Origin of the sequence: Shewanella sp. 10N.286.52.B9, assembly GCF_002873635.1 — a bacterium.
In the GTDB taxonomy this organism is placed as follows: Bacteria; Pseudomonadota; Gammaproteobacteria; order Enterobacterales; family Shewanellaceae; genus Shewanella.
This window is the reverse complement of sequence record NZ_MCTY01000036.1, coordinates 1-24,814: the sequence shown is the minus strand read 5'-3', so window position 1 is coordinate 24,814 and position 24,814 is coordinate 1. Positions and strand designations below refer to the sequence as shown.

The window sequence follows — 24,814 nt, the reverse complement described above, 5'->3', positions numbered from 1 at the left end:
AATAAAAAGGCTGCTCTATTCTTGATATAAGAAAAGGCAGCCTTTTTGTTTCTAGCGATAATCACTAGAACTGCAAATCTAATTGCTCGCTATTATCATCTGTAACCACTTCTGGCTGGCTATTATCAGCTAAACCAACACTGACACCGATTAATCTTATACCTCGGCCATTGGCCCGCTCTAGTGCTTGAGTTAACAATGTCTGGAATAAGTTAAGCGACATTTCATCACTGCGATGCTCAATGGTAGTTTGCTTGAAATCGTTAAATTTAAGTTTTACTACCTGTTTATGAATTTGCCGGTCTTTAGCACTGCGATGCACCCGGCTAATAAGCTCTTGGATTAACTGCGGCATGACATTGCTGCATTGCTCTATAGTAAAAATATCTTGGGCTAAGGTGGTCTCAACCCCAACCGACTTTCTGATACGATTTGGGCTTATTTGACGTGTATCGATACCTTGAGTGCGCTCAATTAACACGCGGCCAAATTTACCAAAACCGCTGATGAGCTTGTCACTCGGGTAGCGCTGCACGTCTTCACAGGTTTCAAGCCCGAGCGCTGCAAGCTTAGCCGAGGTTACTTTTCCCACCCCAGGGATTTTACTTAAGGATAATGATTTTATAAACGAAGGGATCTCAGCAGGCGTGATCACATATTGACCATTAGGCTTATTTAAGTCAGAAGCTATTTTAGCTAAAAACTTAATCGGTGCGACTCCCGCGGAAGCAGTAAGCCCGGTTACCGTAAAGATTTCAGCTCTGATCTGCTCAGCAATTAAGGTGGCGCTACCTTTACATGCATCACAATCAGTAACATCAAGATACGCCTCGTCCAATGATAACGGCTCAACTAATTCTGTATAACGATGGAATATTTCACGGATTTGCAGCGAAACCGCTTTGTAAACCTCCATCCTGCCTGGCACCAATATCAAATCTGGGCAGAGTTTTAATGCCTGATAACTCGACATAGCAGAACGAACGCCATATTTACGCGCCTCATAACTACAGGTACTGATAACACCACGGCGATCGCTGCGCCCACCTACAGCAATAGGTTTACCACGCAATTGTGGAAAATCACGCATTTCAACTGCGGCATAATAGCAATCCATATCAATGTGGATAATTTTACGCATGGCGTTTTCATAAAGAAGTCACTGAATGACATTATGATACTGTATATAAAAACAGTGTTCAAATTAAACCTTTATCACCAGTCGCGTTGAAAGCTTCAAATTACAAAATAGCGCTAATTTGCAATACAAATAAATAACAGTAAGAACACTAAACATCAGACGACACAAAAACAAAATCAACATTACATGATACAAATCACTAACTTTTTTATGAGCTTAGGGTATATTTTGATTTATAAGCAGGTACAATCAAACAAAAATAATAATACAATTAGGTGAGTTATGAACAAGTTTGGCTTTAAAGCGAGTTTACTATTTGCGTTAACAATTCTATTAGCTTTCGCCTTGATCATTAGCGGGCTGGTCACTCACCAATTATTAAAACAACAAATAACAGACAAGCTGACAACCGACATCCACCACCAAATAAAAACCAAAGTCAGTGAAATAGAAAACTCATTTAATCGCACCACTTCCGCGGTAACTGAACTCGCGAGTCTATACCGTCATAACAATGTGGATGCCGGCCATGTCGCCATGACTCAATACACAGCGAAATTAGGTGGCGTCTCTAAAGTCATTATGGGGTTTGATGATGGCCAATCCTTTGCCTCTATTGCTTCAGAGTCTTTTCCTGACGGCGTCGGTGTAGTCGATAAATATGATCCCCGCACTCGTCCTTGGTACCAAAACGGCAAACAAAAAAATACCTTGTCCCTCAGCGAAGTGTTTTTTACCCGTACAGACGGTATACCTATGGTCGGGGTTATGCACCCAATTGATGGCGGGATCATCATGGCGGATTTACGTTTTGACTACTTGCAACTGCAACTACAAGCATTAGCAGATATTGAAGGTGCCACTGGCTTTATTATTGATAAAAATGGCTTAGTGTTAGCCTCTAATTCAGCCTTAACTAATCAAAAAGACAATATCAGCAGCAATAGCCAACTAAGCGAGATCTATCAAAGTATTCTCGGTCAGGATAGCTCATGGGCGCTCAGTGATATAAATGACGTTAGCACGATTATTGCTAGTCAAAAAATCCCTTTAATTGATAACAACCAATGGTATGTGATTGTCACCCTCGATGAAGCAACAGCTTTCGCACCGCTTGTTAATGCCACATTAAAACTCAGCGGCATCATATTATTGGTACTTGGCTTATCTGTTGTGGCGTTATTAATACTACTGAATAAGCTCTATCAACCGATTAATGAACTACGTGACTTAGTCACTGGCTTATCTCAAGGTAATGGTGATTTAACCCGTCGTTTGGAAGTCAAAAATGATGACGATATCGGAAAAATTTCCCTCGGAATTAACGCCTTTATTTCACAACTACAAACGATGTTGTTAGCCATCAATAAATCGACAATTAAATTATCTACCGGTATTGATAAGCTGCAGCACTATAGCCAAAACAGCGAACAAATTTTGACAGCCCATACCAATGAAACAACCCAAATTGTGACCGCCATTGAAGAGCTATCAAATACCGCTGTCACTGTGGTTGAGAATACCGAAACCGCAGCCAAGCATACTAATGAGGCTAATATTACTGGCGAGCAATCACTGAAGACCATTAACTTAACCCAAGTGGGTATCCAAGGTTTAGCTGCTGAAATCCATCAAACTGCTGGTAATGTCGAGCACATGAATAATGAAACCAGCAGTATTCAAAGCATTGTTGATGTGATTGGGAGTATTGCAGAGCAAACCAACCTGTTAGCGCTTAATGCCTCGATTGAAGCTGCAAGGGCCGGAGAGCAAGGGCGTGGTTTTGCTGTGGTTGCAGATGAAGTGCGCGCCCTTGCCAGTCGCACCCAAACAAGTACCAGTGAAATTGAAATCGCGCTGGCAAAATTAAAAGCTGAAGCCACTGCGGTGGTGGCGGCCATTGGCAGTACTGAACGAGCCTGCTCAGACACGGTTACTGAGGTCAGTAATACTTCTGATAATTTACAAACCATGAGTACTATTGTTGCTCAAATCAATGCCCTCAATAGCCAGATATCCACTTCAGCAAATGAGCAAAATATTGTTATTCAGGAAATTAATCGAAGCATGCACCAAATTCACGATATGGTTGAAACCTTAAATGATGAAGGCATTATGCAGCGAAATGAAACGGATAATATTGCCACAATCAATGTGGAGCTAACCAATATGATTAATCAGTTCAAACTATAGCGTTACCAATTTATAACGCTTAAAAATCCCATAAAAAAAGCCTAACTCAGTTAGGCTTTTGTTTTGTAGCAAACTCAATGATTACATTTTGGTTTGCAGATAATTTTGTAAACCAACGCGATCAATTAATCGAATTTGTTTTTCTAACCAATACATGTGATCAGATTCAGTATCATCAAGTAGTACTTCTAAGATTTCACGGGTTTGGAAGTCGCCTTTTACTTCGCATAAAGCGATGACTTCACGTAAATGATCAGCAACTTGATATTCGTAGCTCAAGTCATTTTTAAGCATCTCTTCTACGTCTTTACCGATGTTTAATGCTTCACGACTTGCAACATCTGGCGTGCCTTCCAAGAAAAGAATGCGCTGAACTAACTTAGCAGCATGGGCTTTTTCGTCATCTGACTCATGTAAGATGCGCGTATAAAGCTCATCAAATCCCCAATCTTCGTACATGTGTGCATGTACAAAGTATTGATCCATCGCTGACAACTCACCGGTTAATAATGCATTTAAAGCTGCAATAACTTCTGGATTACCTTTCATGATAATGTCCTATTAATCTTTAATTTGTGATTGAAGATAGTTCTGAATACCGGTTTGGTTAATCAGCTCTTTTTGGGTTTCAATCCAGTCTAGATGCTCTTCTTCATCTTCAAGTAAATCTTCTAATAAATCACGAGTAACGTAATCGCGCTCTGTTTCACAAAGCTTAATCGCCTCTCGTAAAACGACCAACTGCTCGACTACCGCTTGCTGATCACAATCAAACATTTCTTCGCAATGCTCACCAATGCGTAACTTGTCTAATTGTTGAAGGTTAGGTAAACCTTCCAAAAACAATACCCGCTCAATTAACTTGTCTGCATGTTTCATATCTTGAATAGATTTTTTATATTCTTTCTCATTGAGGTTTTCGAGTCCCCAATGCTTGAACATACGCGCGTGAAGAAAATATTGATTAATGGCAGTGAGCTCACATGTCAGTACACGATTGAGCTGACTAATTACTTTTGGATGGCCTTTCATGATTTAGTCCTTAAATGCTAGATTGATCTGGATCAATTTCGACCAGCATAGTACATGTGACTTCAAAAAACAATTCCCCTTTATTATCATAAACTTAGTCATTGATAACTATTATCATTATAACTTAGGTTCTTATCTCGCTTCAGCATTTTCACGTTTGAATATTTCTTAATAGAATCACATCTCTAGCTAATTCTGCTGGTTTTTAATAGTGACAATAATCACACTAGTAAGGGTAAATGTTAGCTGTAATTAGTTTTGTAAATTTTGTAACAGTCGTAAAAAAGCCCACTTGAAAGTGGGCTTAAAGTTAATGCTGGCGCACTAGATAATCCGGTTTTGATTCAGTTTTGCTTCTCTTTCAGCTTCAGCCATGCGGCGTTTGCGTTTATCGCATGGGTCATCACAATCACAAGCTTTCTCAATACCCAAAACACCTAAACCACCACAACTGCCTTCAACCGCCTTGCGCTTCACGATATAGCCCACGGACATTAATAAAAAAAATAATAACAACACCACAAATGCTGCAATAAAAGTACTCATCATATTCTCCAAGCTAAATTGGTCATCAAATAAATCTTTAAATGCCATTAACGAATGTAAGGTGCAAACGACTCACTATAAAATACGTCATAATTATCGTCGTCTTTTTCAATCAGCATAACTGGCAGTTTCTCACGCTCAGCTAACGCTAAAGACTCTTCCGTACCTAATACCATCATTGCAGTTGCATAAGCGTCTGCAGTCATACTACTAGGGTGCAAAACGGTTACTGACGCTAACTTATGCTTTATTGGATAACCGCTTCTAGGGTCAATTAAATGCGAAAAACGCTCGCCGTTTTCTTCATAATAAATTCTGTAATCGCCAGATGTCGCTAGCGCCATATTACCAGGCTCTATCACCTGTTGAATAGCCGCCCCTTGGCTCGAAGGTTTCTCAACTGCAACACGCCATGGGCTGCCGTCATTTTTAACACCTTTAACGCTAATCTCACCACCAATTTCCACTAAGTATCCCTCTACTTGGTATTTATTGAGTAGTGCAGCAATTTTATCGACACCATAGCCTTTAGCAAGGGAAGATAAATCAATGTAGAGATCAGGGCTTAACTTGGTGACAGTTAAATCTTTGACACTAAAACCATGAATATCCGATTTAGCTTTCATCTCGGCAATCGTTTCAGCGCTTGGGATCGCTGTTGGGCGCTTATCAGGACCAAAGCCCCATAGGTTAACCAATGGCCCTAAGGTAATATCCAGCGCGCCTTGAGTCGTGTCGTAAAGGCGTAAGCCTTCATTTAAAACCTTGGCTGTATCCGCTGAAACTTTCAGGCGTTGATTAACACCTAGCTGGTTAAAACGTGATAGTTCTGACTTCGGTCTGTAAGTGGACATTTGATCATTAACTAACTCAAGAGCGATATCAATTTCAGCTTGTAGTAGTTGAGTGGTTGGCAGGCGCTCATTACGTACCACTTTTATATGATAAGTGGTCCCCATGGTATTGCCTGACAGTGACACTATCTTATCTTCAGTTCCACAGCCGACTAAAATCAACAAACCAAAAAATACTGCCAGCGTCTTCATCGAAATTTTTATCATGTAAATGTTCAAATTCTCAATTTTTATATGGTTAATGTTTAAATCATTCTTAGCTAAAGCAACAGTGGCTAAAGCAACAACGACTAAACTACAAAGTCCCTAAAATAAAAATTGCAGCTAGCTTAACAATGGTGACCACCGTGTCAGCTAGCTGCAATTTATGACGTTCAATGTCTTTTGCAAAGGGTTAGCAGTTAGTCACTAACCACCAAAGTCATCGAGTAAGATGTTTTCATCTTCAACGCCTAAGTCTTTAAGCATACCAATTACCGCAGCATTCATCATTGGAGGTCCACACATGTAGAACTCACAATCTTCTGGTGCGTCATGGTCACGTAAGTAGTTTTCGTACAATACGTTATGAATAAAGCCTGTGTAGCCATCCCAGTTATCTTCCGCTTGCGGATCAGATAACGCAACATGCCACTTAAAGTTTTCATTCTCAGCCGCTAAGCCATCGAAATCTTCTACGTAGAACATTTCACGCTTAGAACGAGCACCATACCAAAAACTCATCTTACGTTTAGACTGTAAACGCTTAAGTTGGTCAAAGATATGTGAACGCATTGGCGCCATACCTGCACCACCACCGACAAACACCATTTCAGCATCGGTATCTTTAGCAAAGAACTCACCAAATGGACCAGAAATCGTTACTTTGTCACCTTCTTTGAGGCTCCAAATAAACGATGACATCTTACCGCAAGGTAAAGTTAAGTTTCTTGGCGGCGGCGTAGCGATACGCACGTTCAACATGATGATGCCAAACTCTTCTGGGTAGTTAGCCATTGAGTATGCACGAATAGTTTCTTCATCAACCTTAGATTCTAAGTTGAAGAAACCAAAGTGTTCCCAGTCGCCACGGTATTGCTCTGGTACATCAAAGTCAGCATATTTAACGTGGTGAGCTGGGGCTTCAATTTGAATATAGCCACCCGCGCGGAACGGCACAGACTCACCATCAGGGATTTGCAGCTTAAGCTCTTTAATAAACGTCGCTTTGTTATCGTTAGAGATAACTTCACATTCCCATTTTTTGATGCCGAAAATCTCTTCATCAAGTTCGATTTCCATGTCAGTTTTAACGTTAACCTGACAGGCTAAACGACAACCTTGACGTGCTTCACCTTTGCTTATGTGATCAAGTTCAGTAGGCAGAATATCACCACCACCAGACTTAATGTTTACCCGACACTGACCACATGAGCCACCGCCACCACAAGCACTTGAAACGAAAATACCATTGTTAGCTAGTGCGCCGAGCAGCTTGCTACCAGCACCGGTTTTAATTGCTTTTTCGCTATCATCATTAATTGAGATAGTGATATCACCACTGGCTACTAGTTTAGATTTAGCAAATAAAATCACTAATACTAAAACCAGTACAATCGCGGTAAACATACTCACACCTAGATAAACATCTATCGGAGTAGCTTTAAGAATATCCATTAACTTATCCTTTAAGGTTCAAATTAATACGTCGTACGGGTGTCTTAAAGAGACACACCTGAGAACGACATGAAACCTAGCGCCATTAAGCCAGAAGTGATGAAGGTAATACCTAAACCACGTAGCCCTTTAGGCACATCAGAATACTTCATTTTCTCACGTAGACCGGCAAGCAATACAATTGCTAATGCCCAACCAACACCTGAGCCGATACCGAATACCAAGCTCTCGCCAAGGTTATAATCACGCTCAACCATGAATGAAACCGCACCAAAAATTGCACAGTTAACCGTGATCAATGGTAAGAAAATACCTAATGCGTTGTACAAAGGTGGAAAGTACTTATCTAATGCCATTTCCAGAATCTGTACTAATGCAGCAATAACACCAATAAAGGTAATGAACTTCAAGAAGCTCAAATCTGCATCAGGTACACCGGCCCAAGCTAATGCGCCAGGAGCCAGTAAACCTTGATAGATGATTTGGTTAACAGGCACTGAAATTGCCAGTACCACAATTACCGCAACACCTAGACCCATAGCAGTGGTGACTTTCTTTGATACCGCCAAGAAAGTACACATACCGAGGAAGAAGGCTAACGCCATGTTCTCAATGAAAATCGAACGAATTAACAGACTAATATAATGTTCCATTGCGCCTACCCTTTTGCTTCTACTTGCTCTGGCTTATAAGTACGGATAATCCAGATCAGCATACCGATCAAGAAGAACGCACTTGGAGGAAGAAGTAACAAGCCATTAGGCTGATACCAACCACCGTCAGAGATTTTGCTGAGGATTTCAACGCCGAACAATGAACCATTACCGAGTAGTTCACGGAAGAAACCAACTGATAATAGGATGGCGCCATAGCCTAAGCCATTACCAATACCGTCCATAAAGCTCATCAGAGGCGGCGTTTTCATTGCGTATGCTTCTGCGCGACCCATTACAATACAGTTGGTGATAATCAAGCCAACAAATACTGATAATTGCTTCGCTACGTCATAGGCGTAAGCTTGCAATACTTGGTCTACAACAATTACTAATGAAGCAATAATTGTCATTTGCACAATAATACGAACGCTGCTTGGAATATGATTACGTAGTAACGAAATAAATAAGTTCGAACACGCGGTCACCGCAGTCAATGCTAATGTCATTACAATAGCGGTTTCCATTTTAGCGGTAACAGCCAGTGCACTACATACACCCAGAATTTGCAGAGCAATTGGGTTGTTATTAATGATAGGTCCAGTCAGAACCTGTTTAAGTTCTTTAACGTCAGCCATTAGCCTAGTCCTCCATTGCGTGCCTTTTCGATAAAGCGTGCAAAACCTTCTTCACCTAACCAAAACGTTAGCGAGTACTGAACACCGTTACTGGTCAACGTCGCACCAGATAAGGCATCAACACCGTGAACTGAAGATGCAATTGTCGGGATCTTAGTGACTTGAATAGCTAAGTCGCCATTGTCGTCATAAAGTTTTTTACCTTCCCACTTAGCAATCCACTGAGGGTTTTGAACTTCACCACCTAGGCCCGGTGTTTCACCAGAACCAGTGAAGTCGTAATACACTAAGCTGCGAATGGTATTCATATCCGCTTCAACCGCTAAGAATGCAAACATGGTTGACCATAAACCGTAGCCTTTAACAGGAATAATCACGGTTTGTAGTTCATTGTTGTCATCTTTAACTAGATAAACAACACCTTGATTTGCAACGCGCTTAACAGAGGCAATGTCATTTTCAGGCTTAAAAGACGTTGCAGGCGTACGTGCCGCTTTTTCAACATCAAAAGTATCAGCATCACCTTCAACAAACTCACCGGTTTTTAAATCAACAAGACGAGCTTCAACGTACTTACCATACTTTGCAATAATAACGTCTTTCTCAACTTTGCCAGCTTTAGTATCCACTAAACCTGCCGCTTCAAGAATGTACTTTTGCTTATCTAGCAATTTATTCTCTTGCTGAATTGGCTTAAGTAATACTGCTGCAGTTGATACCAACATTGAGCAGATAAAACACAGGCCGATTACAACAAATAATGTTTTGCCGATTGATTCTTTATTACTGGCCACGAGCAATCCTCCGCTTCACATTTGCTTGAACCACGAAATGGTCAAATAACGGTGCAAATAAGTTAGCAAACAGGATGGCTAACATCATTCCTTCAGGGAACGCTGGGTTAATGACGCGAATAAACACTGCCATTGCACCAATTAAGATACCGTAAGCCCATTTAGCATTGTTAGTGAAAGACGCAGAAACTGGGTCCGTCGCCATAAACATCATACCGAAGGCAAATCCACCTAAAACAAGATGCCAATACCAAGGTGTTGCAAACATTGCATTAGTGTCGCTACCGATAAAGTTAAGTAGGTAAGAAACTGCAATCATGCCCAACATCACACCTGAAATAATACGCCATGAGGCGATACGGGTATAAACGATAACTGCACCACCTAGCAAAATAGCAAAGGTAGAGACTTCACCCACGGAACCTGGAATGAAACCTAAGAAGGCATCCCACCAGTTAGCGCTAGTATATTCAAACGTGCCCTGTGCAGCTTGGCTCAATGCCGTAGCACCAGAGAAACCGTCAGCCACAACCCATGTTGTGTCACCTGACATGCTTAACGGATACGCAAAGAATAAGAATGCACGACCCGCTAACGCTGGGTTTAAGAAGTTACGACCTGTGCCGCCAAACACTTCTTTTGCAACCACAACACCAAAGGTAATACCCAGTGCAACCATCCATAATGGAATAGTTGCTGGTAAGGTCAGCGCAAATAGAATGGAAGTTACAAAGAAACCTTCGTTAACTTCATGGCCACGTACAGACGCGAATAAGACTTCCCAGAAACCACCAACGGCAAAAGTCACCGCATAAATAGGTAGGAACCAACAAGCGCCATACCACATCAGTGCAGGCACACCTGAACTTGCGGTTAATTCAGTACCAAATAGGCTGAATAGGCTGACTTGCCATACATCAGGAGTTGCAAAGCCAGCCATCAGGGCATCTTGAGCTTGCAAGCCAACGTTGTACATACCAAAGAACATTGCCGGGAAAGTACAGGCCCAAACCGTAATCATCATACGTTTTAGATCAAGGCTGTCACGCACGTGCGTGGTGCCTTTGTTTACTTTACCTGGAGTGTAAAACACAGTAGCAGCCGCTTCATAAAGGGCGTACCACTTCTCGTACTTGCCGCCTTTTTCAAATTGCGGTTCAATACGCTCGATAAAATCTTTCAAGCTCATTAGCCTTCCCTCTCGATCGTATCTAAACAATCACGCAGATATGATGCATAGTCATACTTGCCTGGACATACGAAGGTACACAATGCCAAATCTTCTTCATCTAGCTCTAGTGCGCCCAGTGCAGCAGCACCGTCATAATCACCAGAAACAAGATCGCGAAGTAACATTGTCGGTAAGATATCTAATGGAACAACACGTTCATAGTTACCAATTGGCACCATGGCACGATCTGAACCACCCGTAGTTGTGGTCATATTGAACAGACCTGTACGGTTTAAGTGACCTAAGAATGCGCGAGTGATAGAGAACTTATCAGCACCAGGCATAGCCCAACCAAATAATTCTTTTTCATTGCCTTCTTTCAACAAGCTAAGTTGTTGATGATAGCGACCTAAATAGCCATGAGGACCCGCCGCTTGGCGCCCGCTTAATACTGAACCTGAGATAACTCGAACATTGTCAGTTTCAATTTCTCCAGCAGTTAATTCAACAGTGCTAGCACCTAATACTGTACGAACTAAACGTGGGTTTTTAGCTTCAGGGCCAGTAATCGCAATAACACGTTGAGTGTTAAGTTCACCTTGAGTGAATAATTGACCAACAGCAATCACGTCTTGGTAGCCAATATGCCAAACCGTACGTGTTGCAGAAGCAGGAAGAAGATGATGAATGTGAGTGCCCACTAGGCCAGCAGGATGTATACCTGCAAACTCTTCAACTTGAGCATTGCCAGAAGGGATATCAGCACCAGGCGCTTTAGCAAGGAAAAGTTTGCCTTCTGTTAATTTCGCTAGTAGCGTCAAGCCGTTAGCAAAATCATCTTTATGCTCAGCAATCACTACAGCAGGATCTGCAGCAAGTGGTTGAGTATCAATTGCGGTGACGAAAATACCAGCAGCGACTGAATCAACAGCAGGTACTTTACTGAAAGGGCGAGTTCGTAAAGCTGTCCAAAGACCTGATTCAATCAAGTTTTCTCTGACAACGTTAGCATCTAACGTGTTAAGTTCATCAGCACTATATTGAGTAAAGCTGACTTTATCATCACCTTCAACGCCAATAACCACTGACTGAAGTACACGTTTCGCACCCCGGTTAATTTCTAATACAGTACCACTAGCTAAAGCAGTATATTTAACGCCAAGGTTCTTTTTATCTTCAAAAATCACCTGACCTTTCAAGACTTTTTCGCCAACCTTGATTTTCATCGTTGGACGTAAGCCAATATACTCTTCACCCAAAGTCGCTACGTTCTTAATGGCTGGGCCATTATGGATAACTTGCTCAGGGCCACCTGCTAGAGGTAGTTCCAATCCTTTCTTTATTGTAATCATATCCACAAGCACTACGTTTGAAGGAAAGACAATGCGCCGCGTTCCTACCCAAAAGAAAACAAAGTGTTAACAAACACTTCAGTGTTGAGCTAGCGCAGATTTATCACGGAAATGCGATCGCAATCACGCTGGTCGCGCGCATTTTACCCCAAAATGTGCGCTATCGCCACGAAAAAAACCAGTGATTGAATTTTTAGATTGTTCATTTTTAAACAATTCACTCAAATAGGGTGTGGAACAGTCTGATTTAACGTCATTGAATGCAATATTTCAGTAACACAGGCACTATAACATTAATTTTAAAAGAAATAATATAAGAAGTGATTTACGGATTTGTTAACAAAATTCGCTTTAGTACGAGCTAAAATAGCCCATACTAAAGCAGAATTAAAACAAGCACCTACAAGAGGAAGAAGAGGTGAGACAGTTAAAATCTGGCCTGATATCCAAGGTAACTCAGCATCTCGCCTTGAGAAGTAATGCCTAAATTAGACTGTTGACTGACTAAATCCTCGTCAAGTAAGTTTTCTATACGCAAATAAACTTCGTGCACATTAGAAATATGATAGTTAGCTGCTAAGTCTAGCTTCCATTGTGTATCAATTTGTTCACCGCCATTAATGGCAGTGGCATAACCCATTTCTGATTGATATAAAGCTTGGGCGATGACACTAAATTGACCCATTATTAAGCCCGCATTTAAAGCTAATTGTTGCTCAGGTACCCAAGGAAGTTGTTCGCCTTTTACATAAAGACCGATTAAGTCGTTAAAACCAGAGTCTCCAAACTCAGCTTGGCTGTATTGGTATTGAGCAGAAAGAGGGATTGAAAAGCTATCAAAGCCGACAGTGTAATCGACCGACAAGTCGATGCCGTTAACGGACGTATCGTTAAAATTGTCTTGTACATAACGCTGTGAATAATCACACGCCATACTCCACATACAAGTCACATGTTGATTATCAAAGTCTTGTACGTAAGCATTTAAACCAACATTTAGTGCATCATTGCTATAGCCAAGTGCTAATTGATACTGCAGCGACTCCTGCGCTTGTTGCAATGCATTGCCCGCTGATGCAGCTGTCCAAGCTTGCTTAGCTGAAACAGCCGCTTTCCAAGCACCTGTGGTATAGGCAATTTCGATTGCCGGGATCCAGCCATCATCAGAAAAATCAGCCGCCTCTATGCCATAGGCTTCAACGTCAATTTCGCGAGTAGTACTGACACTTTCAAAGCTCAAGCCTAAGTTTATCGACAAAGCGCCATAGTTGAGTTTGGCGTCAGCGCTGGTAATGAGTACGTTAACATCGTCGATATAAGCTAGCAGCGCATTATCAATATTGGTGCTCGCAAGACTTCTATCTTGGCTCCAGGTCCAATCTTGCTGGCCAAAACGCATTTTGGCTTTATCTGAATGAAACAGCGCACCATAGGTCACTTGATGAGCGCCATATTGACTTACACCTTCCGTTTGCAAGCCATAGCCCGAATATTGATTATCTTCAAGCATAGAGCCTAAAGCCAAACCGCCTGTAGTCGGGGCTTTATCAAAAGCTGAAATCGCTGATAATTCTGTTGTACCAATAAACACGCCAGATAACGAGTTTAATTGCGAGATTTGCTCATCATAGGATTGGTAATAAAAATCGGACATCACCACCGAGCCATCACTAAGATTAACAATATGGCTCACTTGATACTTATGGCGCTGGCCTTCACGGTTATCTTTTTCGGTAGCCGAATACGCCCTACCCGGTTTAGCCTGCCAATCTTGATTGGTTAAGCCAATATTGGAATTATTATTTTCTGAGTTAGTGTATTGGTACATAAACTCTGTCGTTTGTGGGTTTCTAGCGCCAGCAAGACTATCAGCATTAATTTTGAACATGATATCGGTTTGGCTGTGGTCGCTATCAAGGTTGGTTACAAAACCTGTTTCTTCGGCGGTATTTTGGTAATCCACCGCAAACAGCATGCCGTATTCTTTATTTAAGCCACTGGCAATGGCGCCCACGCGGCCACCACCATTATCATTAATTTCGATGTTAGCCTGAGCATCTAATTTTGTTGGGCTGATCTGCGCCGTGGTGTAATCCACACTACCAAAAGCCCCTTTACCGCCTTTTGTCACTCCAGTCATGCTGGCTGTAGTCACTTGGGTTTGTAAGGCTAAATTCGGTTGTAACACTAAATGAGGCGCTGAATAAGGAGACGGTGAAAAGGATACTCTATCTTGAGAAATCGCAATGCCATTGACCGCGCCGCGATGACTGATGTCAGTGGTTTGCCCCATGGCAGCAGGCATGATTGTCATTCCTGACAATGCTAGGGGTATTGTACTGCTGCGATAATGAAATGGAGCTGTCTGAGGCTGGTCGAGTACAACAGTATTATTTGATTCATCCAAGGATGCCGTCACAGAGCTCGCAGCAAAACTTGAAGAATGACACACAAACAGCACAGCAGAAGCAATTACAGACAAGCTGAATTGGCCTTTAGACATGGTTAACTCCCAAAATACATCATCGGCATCGCAATCCGCTACGCCTTTATTATTATAAATAACATCCTATTACTAACTTTTAACAATAACGTTTTCATGCAAATAAAAACAGTATTTTAATAAAATTAACCACAAAAAAAACAAAGCGGCCGAAGCCGCTTTGGTGTCAAACTAAAACCTAGGATTAACAGCTAGCCTATAGCGTACCTAAAATGTCGTCACTCAATTTAAGGTCATCATTACGATTGACACTTACACCAGCGGCAATGATTGCACGAGCAATATCTTGGGCTTGATCAAGTGAGTGCATGTCATAAGTGCCACACTGATACTCATTTAATTCAGGGATCTCACTTTGTTCAACCACTTTAAGTACATCACCCATTGCTGCAAGCCACGCATCGGCAACAACCCGCTCTGTCGGCTGACCAATTAAGCTCATGTAAAAACCGGTGCGACAACCCATTGGCGATATATCAATAATTTCTACCGAGTCACCATTCAAATGATCACGCATAAAACCGGCAAATAAGTGCTCAAGGGTATGAATACCACGTTCACTTAAAATATCTTTATTTGGCGTACAAAAACGCAAGTCAAATACCGTAATGGTGTCACCTTTAGGTGTACTCATATGCTTTGCGACACGCACAGCAGGAGCTTCCATTCGTGTATGATCAACAGTGAAACTATCAAGTAAAGGCATGACTCATTCCTTAAGGCTAAGTAAAAGATGTTTGGCATCATAGCATCAAAATTGAAACCAGACAGCTATGTAAACATGGGATAAACCGGAGTTATCTTCATGTAATAACCTGTCTGTGTGACAAACTGATGACCGATACTTATTACTTTTATTAAAACACTAAAGACTAAAAAGCAAAAAACCTCATCTAAAGACGAGGTTTTGATTTTTAAGCTAATTTGGCTAGTTTGCCTTAATCTACAATGACCATAAATGGCCTTATGGATTAACCTTTACAATTTGGCGTTTTAGGCACTGCATCTAATGCTTGCCACTCAGCCTGAGTATATGCATTAATGGAAAGTGCATGCACGCCGTTGGCTAACTCATCGGCTAACACAGCATTTATTGCTCGGTGGCGGGCAATTAATCGCTGCGCTTCAAACTGCTCACTCACCACCACCACTTTGAAGTGTGTTTCTGAGTTAGGCGGCACATGGTGGCGATTGCTTTCATTAAGCACATCTAAATGTATCGGACTAAAAGACTGGTTCAGTTTATCGCTAATGATTTGTTCAACTGACATAACAAACTCTTTATAACTACATTTTAAAGTTTGAAGACTACTGCTTAACTCCCCATAAATCAAACTAGCCAGTCGGCAATCTGATTTAAGTGGCAATTTTAGTTAACAATGCAAGCTAACCTAGTAAGTTAAAGATTACGCTGATGAATTATCCCTTCAATTGATGATAGCCGACAATTAACTGCCTAAAGGTTAGATTTAACCGACAGTTCTTAACCTTTAAACGCTTTGGTACTGCATGCTGCCACTGTGATTGCATCCCTTGATGCATAATGAGTAAATCACCGCTTTCAAGCTCAACGTTTTGTTTTATATTGAGGCTTTTATGCCGTAAGGCAAAAGTTCGACTGGCGCCAATACTGACTGACACAATTGCGCTATTGGCTACTATTTCAGGCTCATCATCACTATGCCAGCCCATAGAATCTAAACCGTTTTGATAACGATTAACCAATACCCCGTTGCAATTAAACTGCAGTTCATCCCGCAGCCGCTGCCTTAAATCTGCTAATAAGTGTGGCCAAGGCTGCGGTGAAATTAATAAAGAAGAATATTGATATTCACAACCAGGATCAGCAAACCATACTTGAGCGCGAGGGATAGGATGCTGTTTACCAAAAAGCGTAATTATCGGTTTTTCAAAGGGGTAGCTATCGGCATCGGCTAGCAACTGTTGCTGCTCCCCGCGTGATAAAAAGCCCTTTATATACGTTATTGGCGCAGTTATTGGCGCGCCATGGCTCTTGGATTTAGCGCTGGGGCTATTTTGATTGTCACTGCTGTGCTGATCAGATAATTTAAACTCGATTTGTTTCACCCCCGCCCTCCTTTTGCCTCTTAAAGAGAGGCTAACGTTGACAACCGACACTTTGTGACTAATCCTTTAGTATACCAATAAATTATTTTACATTTTTTTAATATTAACTCACTAAACTTTATGAGAGCCTAAAATTACAACGTAAGCTGTTTTATTAAGCTAGGTGAACCGCCTTAATGTTTATCCCAACACCGTCATTGCAGCAGCGCCGCCACTATCTTATCGGCGGTTTTAGCACTGTTAGTCTATAAAAGATAAAGGTAGTTTATTGCACTTATGAAATGGATATTGGATCTGCTTGTCAATCTAAGCATTATGTTCAGCTTAAGCATTGCCATGTTCAACATCAGCAATGCCCATGCTGAAAAGCTCAACTTAACTGAGACTTACACCGCGCCAATAGGCCAATCTATAGGGTATTACACCGAAACAGATCGTATTAACGCATCGCAAGCTTATCAATTATTCCGTAATGGCCACTTCCAGTCAGGCAGCGAGGAAATTAGCAACTACGGCATCGGCTCTAACCCTGTATGGATTAGTCTATCCATTAATAATCCAACTCAAACTCAGATAAACCGCATCATCCACTTTGATAATTACTGGCTCGATGAAGTCAGTGCTTATTGGCTAAGCTCAGATAGAATTGCTCATTTTGAGCACCAAGGTGATCTATCGCTATTTTATAAACAACCGACTTTTCAACCCAGCTATAATTTTCAATATAGCTATCCACCAGGTATAACCACGGTATTAATTAGGCTTCAAACCTTAGATGCCATGGTCATTCCGGTATATTTATTTGATGAAAGCCAAAGCGCTCAAAACAGTATATTTAACTCCTATAGTTACGGTTTTTTATACGGCGCGATTATTGCGCTGCTGATTTATAACTTTATTTTATTTTTAGGCTTACGTCTGAGAAGCTACTTTTACTACTGCCTATACCTGCTTAACTTTCTAATATTAAATATGGCATATAGCGGTCATGGTTCGTTATGGCTTTGGCCAAATTCGCCTTATTGGCAACAATGGGCTGTGCCAATCCTTATGGTCACCTTCTGCTCCAGTGGCATTGTATTCGCGTGCCACTTTTTACGTCTGCGATATCAACTGCCGCTATTACATAAGATCTTAAAAAGCTTATGCGTACTTTTTCCAATATTGATGCTGTTGGCAGTGATACTGCAAGACCGAGTATTAGGGTTGATTTTTGCTTTTGATTTGATGCTGTTATTCAGTGGCTTGATGATTGTATTAGGGGTGCTGTCATTAAATTTCGGCAATATTTCCGCACGGTTATTTTTACTGGCTTCAATATCATCAATGATAGGTATTGCCATAACCGCGCTTGCGGTGTGGTCATATATTCCATTTAATGACTTTACTTATCGCGCTGCTGAAATAGGGGTAGGTATTGATGTACTTTTACTGGCATTAGCATTAACTGAGCGATTTAGACGAATCGAAAATGAAAAACTGATCGCAGAAAAGATGGCTCAAATGGATCCGTTAACCCTGCTTAATAATCGCCGCGCTTTTTACCAATTAGTGGAGCCGCAATTTAATCAAGCCAATGGCACTATGGAATCGCCGAGTAATACCCCTTCTATCGTAATGATTGATATCGATAAGTTTAAAGATATTAATGATAAATATGGGCATATTTTTGGTGATTTAGTCTTGGTTAAAGTCGCATCTATCATTAGAGATACCCTACGAAAAAATGATATTGTGGCGCGCTGGGGTGGCGAAGAGTTTATTGTTTTTTTACCGCAAACGGCTGCAAAAGAGGCCGATAGTTTAGCAATGCGGATTTGTGAAAATATTGCCAAACTCAATTTGCAGCACCAACACGTTAAAGTGCAGGTTACAGCCAGTATTGGCATAGTGACCAGTAATGCTGAAATCTATCAATTACCAGCCTTAATTGAACAAGCCGATAAACACCTATATCAAGCTAAACGAGCCGGCAGAAACAGAATATGTAATAGTGAACAGGCATTAACCCATAGCGTCGCCAGTTAAAGATAGCTCAAGTGCTAATGTAATTTTATCAAAATGACTGTTTACCCAAGCTCCATTAATCGGCCCCCAATCCAGCAGCTGATAAAAACCCGCATTGTGTCTTTGCCCCTGCTGTACAAATTGCACATCAATGCCTATGTCAGTGAAAGCTGCTATGTTGTCTTGCAAGGTGCGTCTTGGCATTTGGGTCTGCTTTTGTAATGACAACAAATTATGCTGTTGCTGCTCAATGAGTCCCGCCAGATAGATTTTACGTAAAAACGCTTTTTGCGCTTTAGAGACAGGTCGCACTAAAAATCCATTATTAGCCGCTGCAGCAGTTACTTTTTCCATATTACTCAATCCCATATACTATATAAGCTTAAAGTAATGGATTATGAGTGGTTAAGAAAGACTAATCGACACTTATTATTCATCAATCTCTACCAATCAAGCTTTTAGTAAACAAGCTTTTAGCAAACAGTTGCGACTAACTTAGCAAAAGGATTTATATATGTCGGCCACACCAGAATCAGATGTGACAGTAGCTAGCACCTCAGAAAAACTGCTCATAGCTGAGGCAAAGTGGCAGAGCTATACAGAAGTGACATTAACCAAGGTAGATAAAAACTACCCGAAGCAAATATTCAGCCAAAGCATTGGGCTGTTACTGTTAATATTAGCCGCGTTAGTTGTCGTCATGACATTAAACCAAGCCTTAGGGCGTAATGAATACCTCATCATTAGTGGAGTATTGATTGCCGGAGTCGTGCTGACATTGATCCGCTTTTTGGCGGCTAAAAAGTTGCGCTACGGCGTACTTGAACATGAAATATTAATACGCCAAGGCTTATGGTGGATAAAGACCACAGCTTTACCTTATAGCCGCTTGCAGCATGTGAGTTTGTCGCAAAACCCATTGCAAAGGCGCTTCAACTTAGCCACCATAAAGTGCTTCAGTGCTGGCAGTGGCGCGGCAGAGATTTTCCTCCCGGGACTGAGCTTTACCTTGGCAGAAAAGTTAAGGCAGCACTTACTGAATAAAGCCTCTTATCATCAACAACCGCTCTCCTCAGATATAAGCTCTGACATAAGCTCTAATATAGGCTCTGGCATAAGCTCAGATACAAGCTCTAATATAAGCTCTAATTTAGGCTCCGACATAAGCCCTAATATAGGCTCTGACATAAGTTCAGATACAAGCTCAAATATAAGCCCTGCAATAAACACTGAAAAGCCGCTAACAAAAGAGGCCGCTGATGAGTAACCAGCCAAATGAGCCTCAAAAAGATAACAAGATTTCAGTAGCGCATTCTTCACTGCAAACCTCTGAGAATCCTTCATCACAAGCAAAAAAAGCGACTTCAACGTCAAGCTCAAAATCCACTACAGCTGACAAAAATGTCAATGCCTTAACCCAATGGCAATCGCTGTCTCCTTGGTCAATGCTAAGCTTTATTTTTGGCAGCGCAAAAGCCATTTTATCTAATGGTTACGCCATCATTCCTGTGGTGTATGCCGGTTGGCAGAGTGGTTTTGATTTACAAATGGGTCTACTCGGCTTTGTTGTAGCAATACTTTTACTGACTATATTCTCATTCATTCAATGGCGAACCTACCGCTTTAAGCTTTCAGGGCAACAACTCAATATTAAACGTGGGCTGTTTTTTACCCGTAAAGATGAAATCCCACTCAACAAAATTCAAAATATTCGTTACAGCCAGCCATTTTATTTCAAGCCATTTAAGCTCGGCACCTTAATCGTTGAAACTGCAGGCTCAAAAGATGACGAAGCGCATTTATCGGCGCTAGATGCAGCCCAAGCCAGCAAGCTTAAACAGCAATTACTGCAACTCGCTCCCCAGCAGCTTGCAACTAATGACACTGTCGATGAAATCAGCACTAAAAACACTGCCAATAGTGTTAACACACCTAGCGATAAAACCCACAACACGATTGTAGTGCGTAATTTAAAGCAGCTGATCCAATTCGGTTTTTACCAGAATAATTTGATTTGGTTTGCAGTGATAGCAGGCCCCATAATGGGACAAATTAAATGGGAGCAGATAGTAGAGCTTCCTATTATTCAACAATTTTGGAGCGCTGTTGTCAGCTATAGCGGCCCAAGTATTGCTCTACAAGCCATTGCCATTATGCTGACATTGTTGTTGGTGTATTGCCTGTTTTCGATAATTTCTATTGTGGCGGCAGTACTTAAATATCATCCATATACATTAGATAAACAGCAACAAACCCTGCAGCGCAGCGGCGGGGTGATCTCCCACCAGCAAGACGCATTAGCTATTCGCCGAGTGCAGCTAGTGCACTTTAGTCAGCCATTTTTAGCTAAATTATTAGGCTTATGGACACTGTATTTTAAGCAGGTTAAAGGCCAAGAGGTTGAGCAAAAAACTACTGAGCATATGTTACTGCCCAGCGTTAAAACTGCAGAGATTGCTGCAATATTGGCGCAAATACCGCAATTAGCAGGCGGGACAACTAATATCCCAGCGCGATACCAAGCTATTGCTTTGGCATGGTTTTTAAGACGCGGCTTGTTAATGTACATTCCAGCGCTATTAATTTTAATCTTTACCGGCTTAAATCCGATCTCTGAAGTGGCTTTATTGATTGCTACTGCGGTTATGGGACTAACATTTTTGCGGTACAAGCAGTGGGGCTATGTGATTGAAGATGAAGTGTTATGGCAACATAGCGGCTTATTTGGCCATCATTGGAAACGGATCCCTTATGAAAAAATACAGCACGTATCTATCACCCAAACAAAAGGGCAACAACGCAGCGGTCATGCCTATATCGAAATTGGCCTAGCTAGCGGCAGCTTAACTCTGCCCTATATCGCTGAAAAAGACGCCTTATTCATTGCCGAAAAAGCCATGCAAACCATTAAGCAAGATTACCGTAATTGGATATAAACGCTTATCTTAATGGCATATTGGCTAATGAAGAATAACTAATAGCGGGCACTAAATGATCAACCAATGCGAGTTAGCGCTAGTTAGCACTTGTTAACTAGCGCTACTTAACTACTAGCACAGGACAACTGGCCTGATTAGCCACCTCTTCAGCAACATTACTGTGCAGAAAATGCGCTAGACCACTGCGTCCATGGCTGGCAATCACCACCATACCAATGTCGCCTTTGTTGGCCTCATCGACAATTTCTTCAATGGCATCACCACGCCTAATTACGGTTTCGACCTTCAAGTCAGTATTTAAATCAGCAAGTAAATTTTGCATTTTGGTGGCTGCAGCCTCTTCCATGCTTTTAGCGAGTTCCTCAGGAGTAATAGCCAAAATCATGTAGTTCTCGTCACCAAGGGGCTGAGAAACCACATGTAAAATACGAATACCCACTTCATATAAATTGGCCATTTCAATGGCATATCGCAGCGCATGGGATGCCGTTTCAGAAAAATCTGTTGGCCATAATATTGAACGTGAACGCATGTGAGTTCCTCCTGTAGATAAAATAACTAAGCTTGAGCATTAAACTAACTTATCCAACTTATTTAAGTAAATATAGCTAGCGGTATAAAGTAAACTAAAAGTATGAACAATTTCAGTCACTTTTCCATAAGCATCATCACTGTAATCATGACCATAGTTATAAAAAATAACCATCGTTAACATGATAGTTTCAGATACAAACTACTTAAATATCCTCCTAATTAAAGTGTAGTGCAAATAGTAAAAAACCACCTTGACCCAGCTCAAGAATCCAAAGGCTTGCAATTAGACCTAACTCAGCACATACTAAACCGACTAATCAGTCGGTTTTTTTAATTTATTGAAATGATGTCAGTATCAATATCACTCTAGGAGCGCTTTATGAATATGGCCGCTAACAATGTTCAGCAAAGTCCATTACAACAATTACTTCAGCAGCAACGCCAAGCCTATCAGTCAATGCCTGCGCCTAGTTACCAATCCAGAGTTGATAAACTCAATAAACTCAAAGCCGGGTTGCTCAGTTATAGTGAGCAATTTGTTAGTGCATTAGCCACAGATTATGGCCATCGCTCAGCCAATGACACCATGATTTCAGACATCATGCCTTGTGTGAATAACATCAACTACAGTCTGAAACATCTAAAATCATGGATGAAACCCAATAAACGCCATGCAGGGTTATTACTGTCCCCTTCTTCGGTCACAGTGCATTACCAACCCCTTGGCGTTGTTGGCATAATCGTGCCGTGGAATTTCCCAGTCATGCTGGCTGTTGGCCCGTTAATTACCGCCATTGCGGCAGGTAATCGCGCCATGCTTAAAATGTCAGAATTTACCCCAGCCACCAACCAAGTATTGATTCGCTTATTAGCAGAGATATTTAGCCAAGATGAAGTGGTCGTAGTGGAAGGCGAAGCCGATGTTGCCGCGCAATTCTCAGCCCTACCCTTTGACCACCTATTATTTACAGGTTCTACAACAGTGGGTCGCCATGTCATGCGCGCAGCTGCTGATAACCTCACCCCAGTGACTCTTGAGCTAGGCGGTAAGTCACCAGTCATTGTAGCGCCTGATATTGATATCGATACTGCTGTTGAGCGCCTTATTTACGGTAAGTGTTTAAATGCAGGCCAAATCTGCGTCGCACCCGATTATATTTTATGTCCAGAAGACAAAATCGATGCGCTAATCAGTGCCTACAAAACTCGTTTTAATAACATGTACCCAGATTTTTCCAGTAATGAAGACTATGGCAATGTGATTAACCAGCGCCAATACAGTCGCTTACTCGCGGTACTTGATGACGCCAAACAAAAAGGCGCGACCATTCACCCCGCAACTGAGTTCAACATTGATAGCGAAATACGTAAATCACCAACACAGCTAGTGACCAATGTCAGTGCAGATATGGCCATTATGCAACAAGAAATCTTCGGGCCATTACTGCCGATAATCGGGTATAAAGACCTTGATGAAGCCATTGAATATATCAATAACAATGAACGCCCATTAGCGCTTTATATCATGAGTTTTAACAGTCAAACCCAGCAAAATATTATCCAACAAACTCACTCTGGCGGCGTATGTATTAACGAAACTATCTTCCATGTGGCAGCCGATGACGCGCCGTTTGGCGGCATTGGCCCATCAGGTATGGGCCATTATCACGGTAAAGAAGGCTTTTTGACTTTTAGCCATGCGAAAACGGTGTTAAAAAGCGGCAAGTTCAATTCAGGTTTACTGGTGCACCCGCCTTATGGCACTAAAATCCAAGCCTTGTTGATGAAGTTTTTCTTACGCTAATGCGCTAGATAAATGCCAATAATTGAGTGTGCGATTATCGCCTTGGTGATAAACTCGCACGCTCAAAATCCCGATTAATAAATCGCTCATTCATCAACACTCCTTTAATAAAGAGCCCATTAATAAATAGCTCATTGAAAATACGAACAGCATATGACCCAAACTGTAGCCAACAAAAAACCTAAAGTAGACAAGAAACAAGCGATACTCGATAGCGCTTTACAGCTATTTGTTGAGCAAGGGTTTCATGGCACATCCACCGCATCCATCGCTAAAAAAGCCGCTGTCGCCACTGGGACATTATTTCATCACTTTCCCAGTAAAGATGATTTACTCAATCATTTATTTGTTTCAATTAAACAAGAATTTGCTGATGACATTACTCAAGCATTGTCCACCTTTGACAATGCTGGCGAAGATTTAAAAACCGATGCCGAATACCTTTGGCAACAAGCGATTGATTGGGCCTTAAAGCACCCTATTAAGCAGCGCTTCTTTTTGCAATTTTCTATGTCCAGCGACATTGATGCGGCAATTCGCGGTCAAGCCATGAACGGTATTTTGCATTTTGTAGTGCAGCTTATTAGTAAAGGCCAGCAACAAAAGATTATTGCTGATTTTCCAGTTGCGCTAATGCTTGAAAACTGTCACGGCCAATACCTTGCCGCTATTCGCTATTTTACTGACAACCCGCAATGGGGCAATGACCCAAGCCAGCGCCAAGCAAGCTTTGAATTATTTTGGCGCTCAATGAAAGCTCAGTAATCTACTTTTATATTCAAAACCTCCTTTAAAGCCAGTTAGCTGATGACTGGCGAAAGGTGCTAAGCCTTAACCACGAACCGCTTCAGCAAATCTCTTTCGGCTCCAACCATACAATTGACCCAAGCATACAATTGACCCAAGCAT

The 24,814-nt window shown here is 41.5% G+C and carries 23 protein-coding genes; 6 read left to right on the top strand and 17 right to left on the bottom strand.

Annotated elements, in window-relative coordinates; translation table 11 throughout:
- Positions 1-64: 64 nt before the first annotated feature.
- Complete coding sequence (gene dinB, locus BCU91_RS03085; protein WP_102437949.1) at positions 65-1,141, bottom strand: DNA polymerase IV; 1,077 nt, start codon at positions 1,139-1,141, stop codon at positions 65-67.
- A gap of 282 nt (positions 1,142-1,423) precedes the next feature.
- Between dinB and BCU91_RS03080 the strand changes: the two genes are divergently transcribed.
- Positions 1,424-3,334: a methyl-accepting chemotaxis protein gene (locus tag BCU91_RS03080; RefSeq protein WP_102530880.1), complete on the top strand. Its 1,911-nt coding sequence runs from the start codon at positions 1,424-1,426 to the stop codon at positions 3,332-3,334.
- An 81-nt stretch (positions 3,335-3,415) separates the two neighbouring features.
- On the opposite strand, the gene bfr (BCU91_RS03075) is transcribed toward BCU91_RS03080, so the two are convergent.
- From bfr (BCU91_RS03075) to BCU91_RS03010, 14 genes are all read right to left on the bottom strand, one after another.
- A complete protein-coding gene (gene bfr, locus BCU91_RS03075) occupies positions 3,416-3,883 on the bottom strand; it encodes a bacterioferritin (protein ID WP_102437953.1) in 468 nt (155 codons plus the stop codon).
- Positions 3,884-3,895: 12 nt separating this feature from the next.
- Positions 3,896-4,366 (bottom strand): bacterioferritin, encoded by a 471-nt coding sequence (gene bfr, locus BCU91_RS03070; RefSeq protein ID WP_102520116.1) that lies wholly within the window; start codon positions 4,364-4,366, stop codon positions 3,896-3,898.
- Positions 4,367-4,690: 324 nt separating this feature from the next.
- Positions 4,691-4,912 carry a (Na+)-NQR maturation NqrM gene (gene nqrM, locus BCU91_RS03065; protein WP_076542875.1) on the bottom strand — a complete coding sequence of 74 codons (222 nt, stop codon included), beginning with the start codon at positions 4,910-4,912 and terminating at the stop codon, positions 4,691-4,693.
- 47 nt (positions 4,913-4,959) lie between these two features.
- The gene (locus tag BCU91_RS03060; RefSeq protein ID WP_241903506.1) at positions 4,960-5,958 is read right to left on the bottom strand and encodes an FAD:protein FMN transferase; all 999 of its coding nucleotides are present in this window, start codon (positions 5,956-5,958) and stop codon (positions 4,960-4,962) included.
- Positions 5,959-6,174: 216 nt separating this feature from the next.
- Positions 6,175-7,422: an NADH:ubiquinone reductase (Na(+)-transporting) subunit F gene (gene nqrF / locus BCU91_RS03055; RefSeq protein WP_076542782.1), complete on the bottom strand. Its 1,248-nt coding sequence runs from the start codon at positions 7,420-7,422 to the stop codon at positions 6,175-6,177.
- 44 nt (positions 7,423-7,466) lie between these two features.
- Positions 7,467-8,075 (bottom strand): NADH:ubiquinone reductase (Na(+)-transporting) subunit E, encoded by a 609-nt coding sequence (gene nqrE / locus BCU91_RS03050; protein ID WP_076542779.1) that lies wholly within the window; start codon positions 8,073-8,075, stop codon positions 7,467-7,469.
- A 5-nt stretch (positions 8,076-8,080) separates the two neighbouring features.
- A complete protein-coding gene (locus BCU91_RS03045; protein WP_076542777.1) occupies positions 8,081-8,713 on the bottom strand; it encodes an NADH:ubiquinone reductase (Na(+)-transporting) subunit D in 633 nt (210 codons plus the stop codon).
- The gene (locus BCU91_RS03040) at positions 8,713-9,507 is read right to left on the bottom strand and encodes a Na(+)-translocating NADH-quinone reductase subunit C (protein WP_102437960.1); all 795 of its coding nucleotides are present in this window, start codon (positions 9,505-9,507) and stop codon (positions 8,713-8,715) included. Before BCU91_RS03040 ends, BCU91_RS03045 begins: the two co-directional genes overlap by 1 nt.
- Entirely contained in the window at positions 9,497-10,696 is a 1,200-nt protein-coding gene (locus BCU91_RS03035) for an NADH:ubiquinone reductase (Na(+)-transporting) subunit B (protein WP_102437961.1), read from the bottom strand. Before BCU91_RS03035 ends, BCU91_RS03040 begins: the two co-directional genes overlap by 11 nt.
- Positions 10,696-12,030 (bottom strand): Na(+)-translocating NADH-quinone reductase subunit A, encoded by a 1,335-nt coding sequence (locus BCU91_RS03030; RefSeq protein WP_102437983.1) that lies wholly within the window; start codon positions 12,028-12,030, stop codon positions 10,696-10,698. Before BCU91_RS03030 ends, BCU91_RS03035 begins: the two co-directional genes overlap by 1 nt.
- 427 nt (positions 12,031-12,457) lie before the next feature.
- A complete protein-coding gene (locus BCU91_RS03025) occupies positions 12,458-14,533 on the bottom strand; it encodes a TonB-dependent receptor (RefSeq protein WP_102520118.1) in 2,076 nt (691 codons plus the stop codon).
- Positions 14,534-14,729: 196 nt separating this feature from the next.
- Complete coding sequence (luxS, locus tag BCU91_RS03020) at positions 14,730-15,239, bottom strand: S-ribosylhomocysteine lyase (protein WP_102437963.1); 510 nt, start codon at positions 15,237-15,239, stop codon at positions 14,730-14,732.
- Between the two features lie 265 nt (positions 15,240-15,504).
- On the bottom strand, positions 15,505-15,804 hold the full coding sequence (locus BCU91_RS03015; RefSeq protein ID WP_102437964.1) for a BolA/IbaG family iron-sulfur metabolism protein: 300 nt from the start codon (positions 15,802-15,804) through the stop codon (positions 15,505-15,507).
- Between the two features lie 148 nt (positions 15,805-15,952).
- Positions 15,953-16,621, bottom strand: coding sequence for an alpha-ketoglutarate-dependent dioxygenase AlkB (locus tag BCU91_RS03010; protein ID WP_241903504.1), 669 nt, complete (start codon positions 16,619-16,621; stop codon positions 15,953-15,955).
- A 276-nt stretch (positions 16,622-16,897) separates the two neighbouring features.
- On the opposite strand from BCU91_RS03010, the gene BCU91_RS03005 reads away from it, so the two are divergent.
- A complete protein-coding gene (locus BCU91_RS03005; protein WP_102530879.1) occupies positions 16,898-18,649 on the top strand; it encodes a diguanylate cyclase in 1,752 nt (583 codons plus the stop codon).
- Here the strand turns inward: BCU91_RS03005 and BCU91_RS03000 are convergent.
- Complete coding sequence (locus tag BCU91_RS03000; RefSeq protein WP_102437967.1) at positions 18,626-18,982, bottom strand: winged helix-turn-helix domain-containing protein; 357 nt, start codon at positions 18,980-18,982, stop codon at positions 18,626-18,628. The two genes, BCU91_RS03005 and BCU91_RS03000, sit on opposite strands and share 24 nt — an antisense overlap.
- 160 nt (positions 18,983-19,142) lie before the next feature.
- On the opposite strand from BCU91_RS03000, the gene BCU91_RS02995 reads away from it, so the two are divergent.
- Complete coding sequence (locus BCU91_RS02995; protein ID WP_102530878.1) at positions 19,143-19,895, top strand: PH domain-containing protein; 753 nt, start codon at positions 19,143-19,145, stop codon at positions 19,893-19,895.
- The gene (locus tag BCU91_RS02990) at positions 19,888-21,564 is read left to right on the top strand and encodes a PH domain-containing protein (RefSeq protein WP_102530877.1); all 1,677 of its coding nucleotides are present in this window, start codon (positions 19,888-19,890) and stop codon (positions 21,562-21,564) included. Before BCU91_RS02995 ends, BCU91_RS02990 begins: the two co-directional genes overlap by 8 nt.
- Before the next feature lie 103 nt (positions 21,565-21,667).
- Here the strand turns inward: BCU91_RS02990 and BCU91_RS02985 are convergent, their stop codons facing one another.
- Positions 21,668-22,099: a universal stress protein gene (locus BCU91_RS02985; RefSeq protein WP_102437970.1), complete on the bottom strand. Its 432-nt coding sequence runs from the start codon at positions 22,097-22,099 to the stop codon at positions 21,668-21,670.
- 381 nt (positions 22,100-22,480) lie between these two features.
- Between BCU91_RS02985 and BCU91_RS02980 the strand changes: the two genes are divergently transcribed.
- Together BCU91_RS02980 and BCU91_RS02975 are read left to right on the top strand one after the other, a co-directional pair.
- Positions 22,481-23,905 carry a coniferyl aldehyde dehydrogenase gene (locus BCU91_RS02980; RefSeq protein WP_102530876.1) on the top strand — a complete coding sequence of 475 codons (1,425 nt, stop codon included), beginning with the start codon at positions 22,481-22,483 and terminating at the stop codon, positions 23,903-23,905.
- A 153-nt stretch (positions 23,906-24,058) separates the two neighbouring features.
- The gene (locus BCU91_RS02975) at positions 24,059-24,670 is read left to right on the top strand and encodes a TetR/AcrR family transcriptional regulator (protein WP_102477138.1); all 612 of its coding nucleotides are present in this window, start codon (positions 24,059-24,061) and stop codon (positions 24,668-24,670) included.
- Positions 24,671-24,814: the final 144 nt, after the last annotated feature.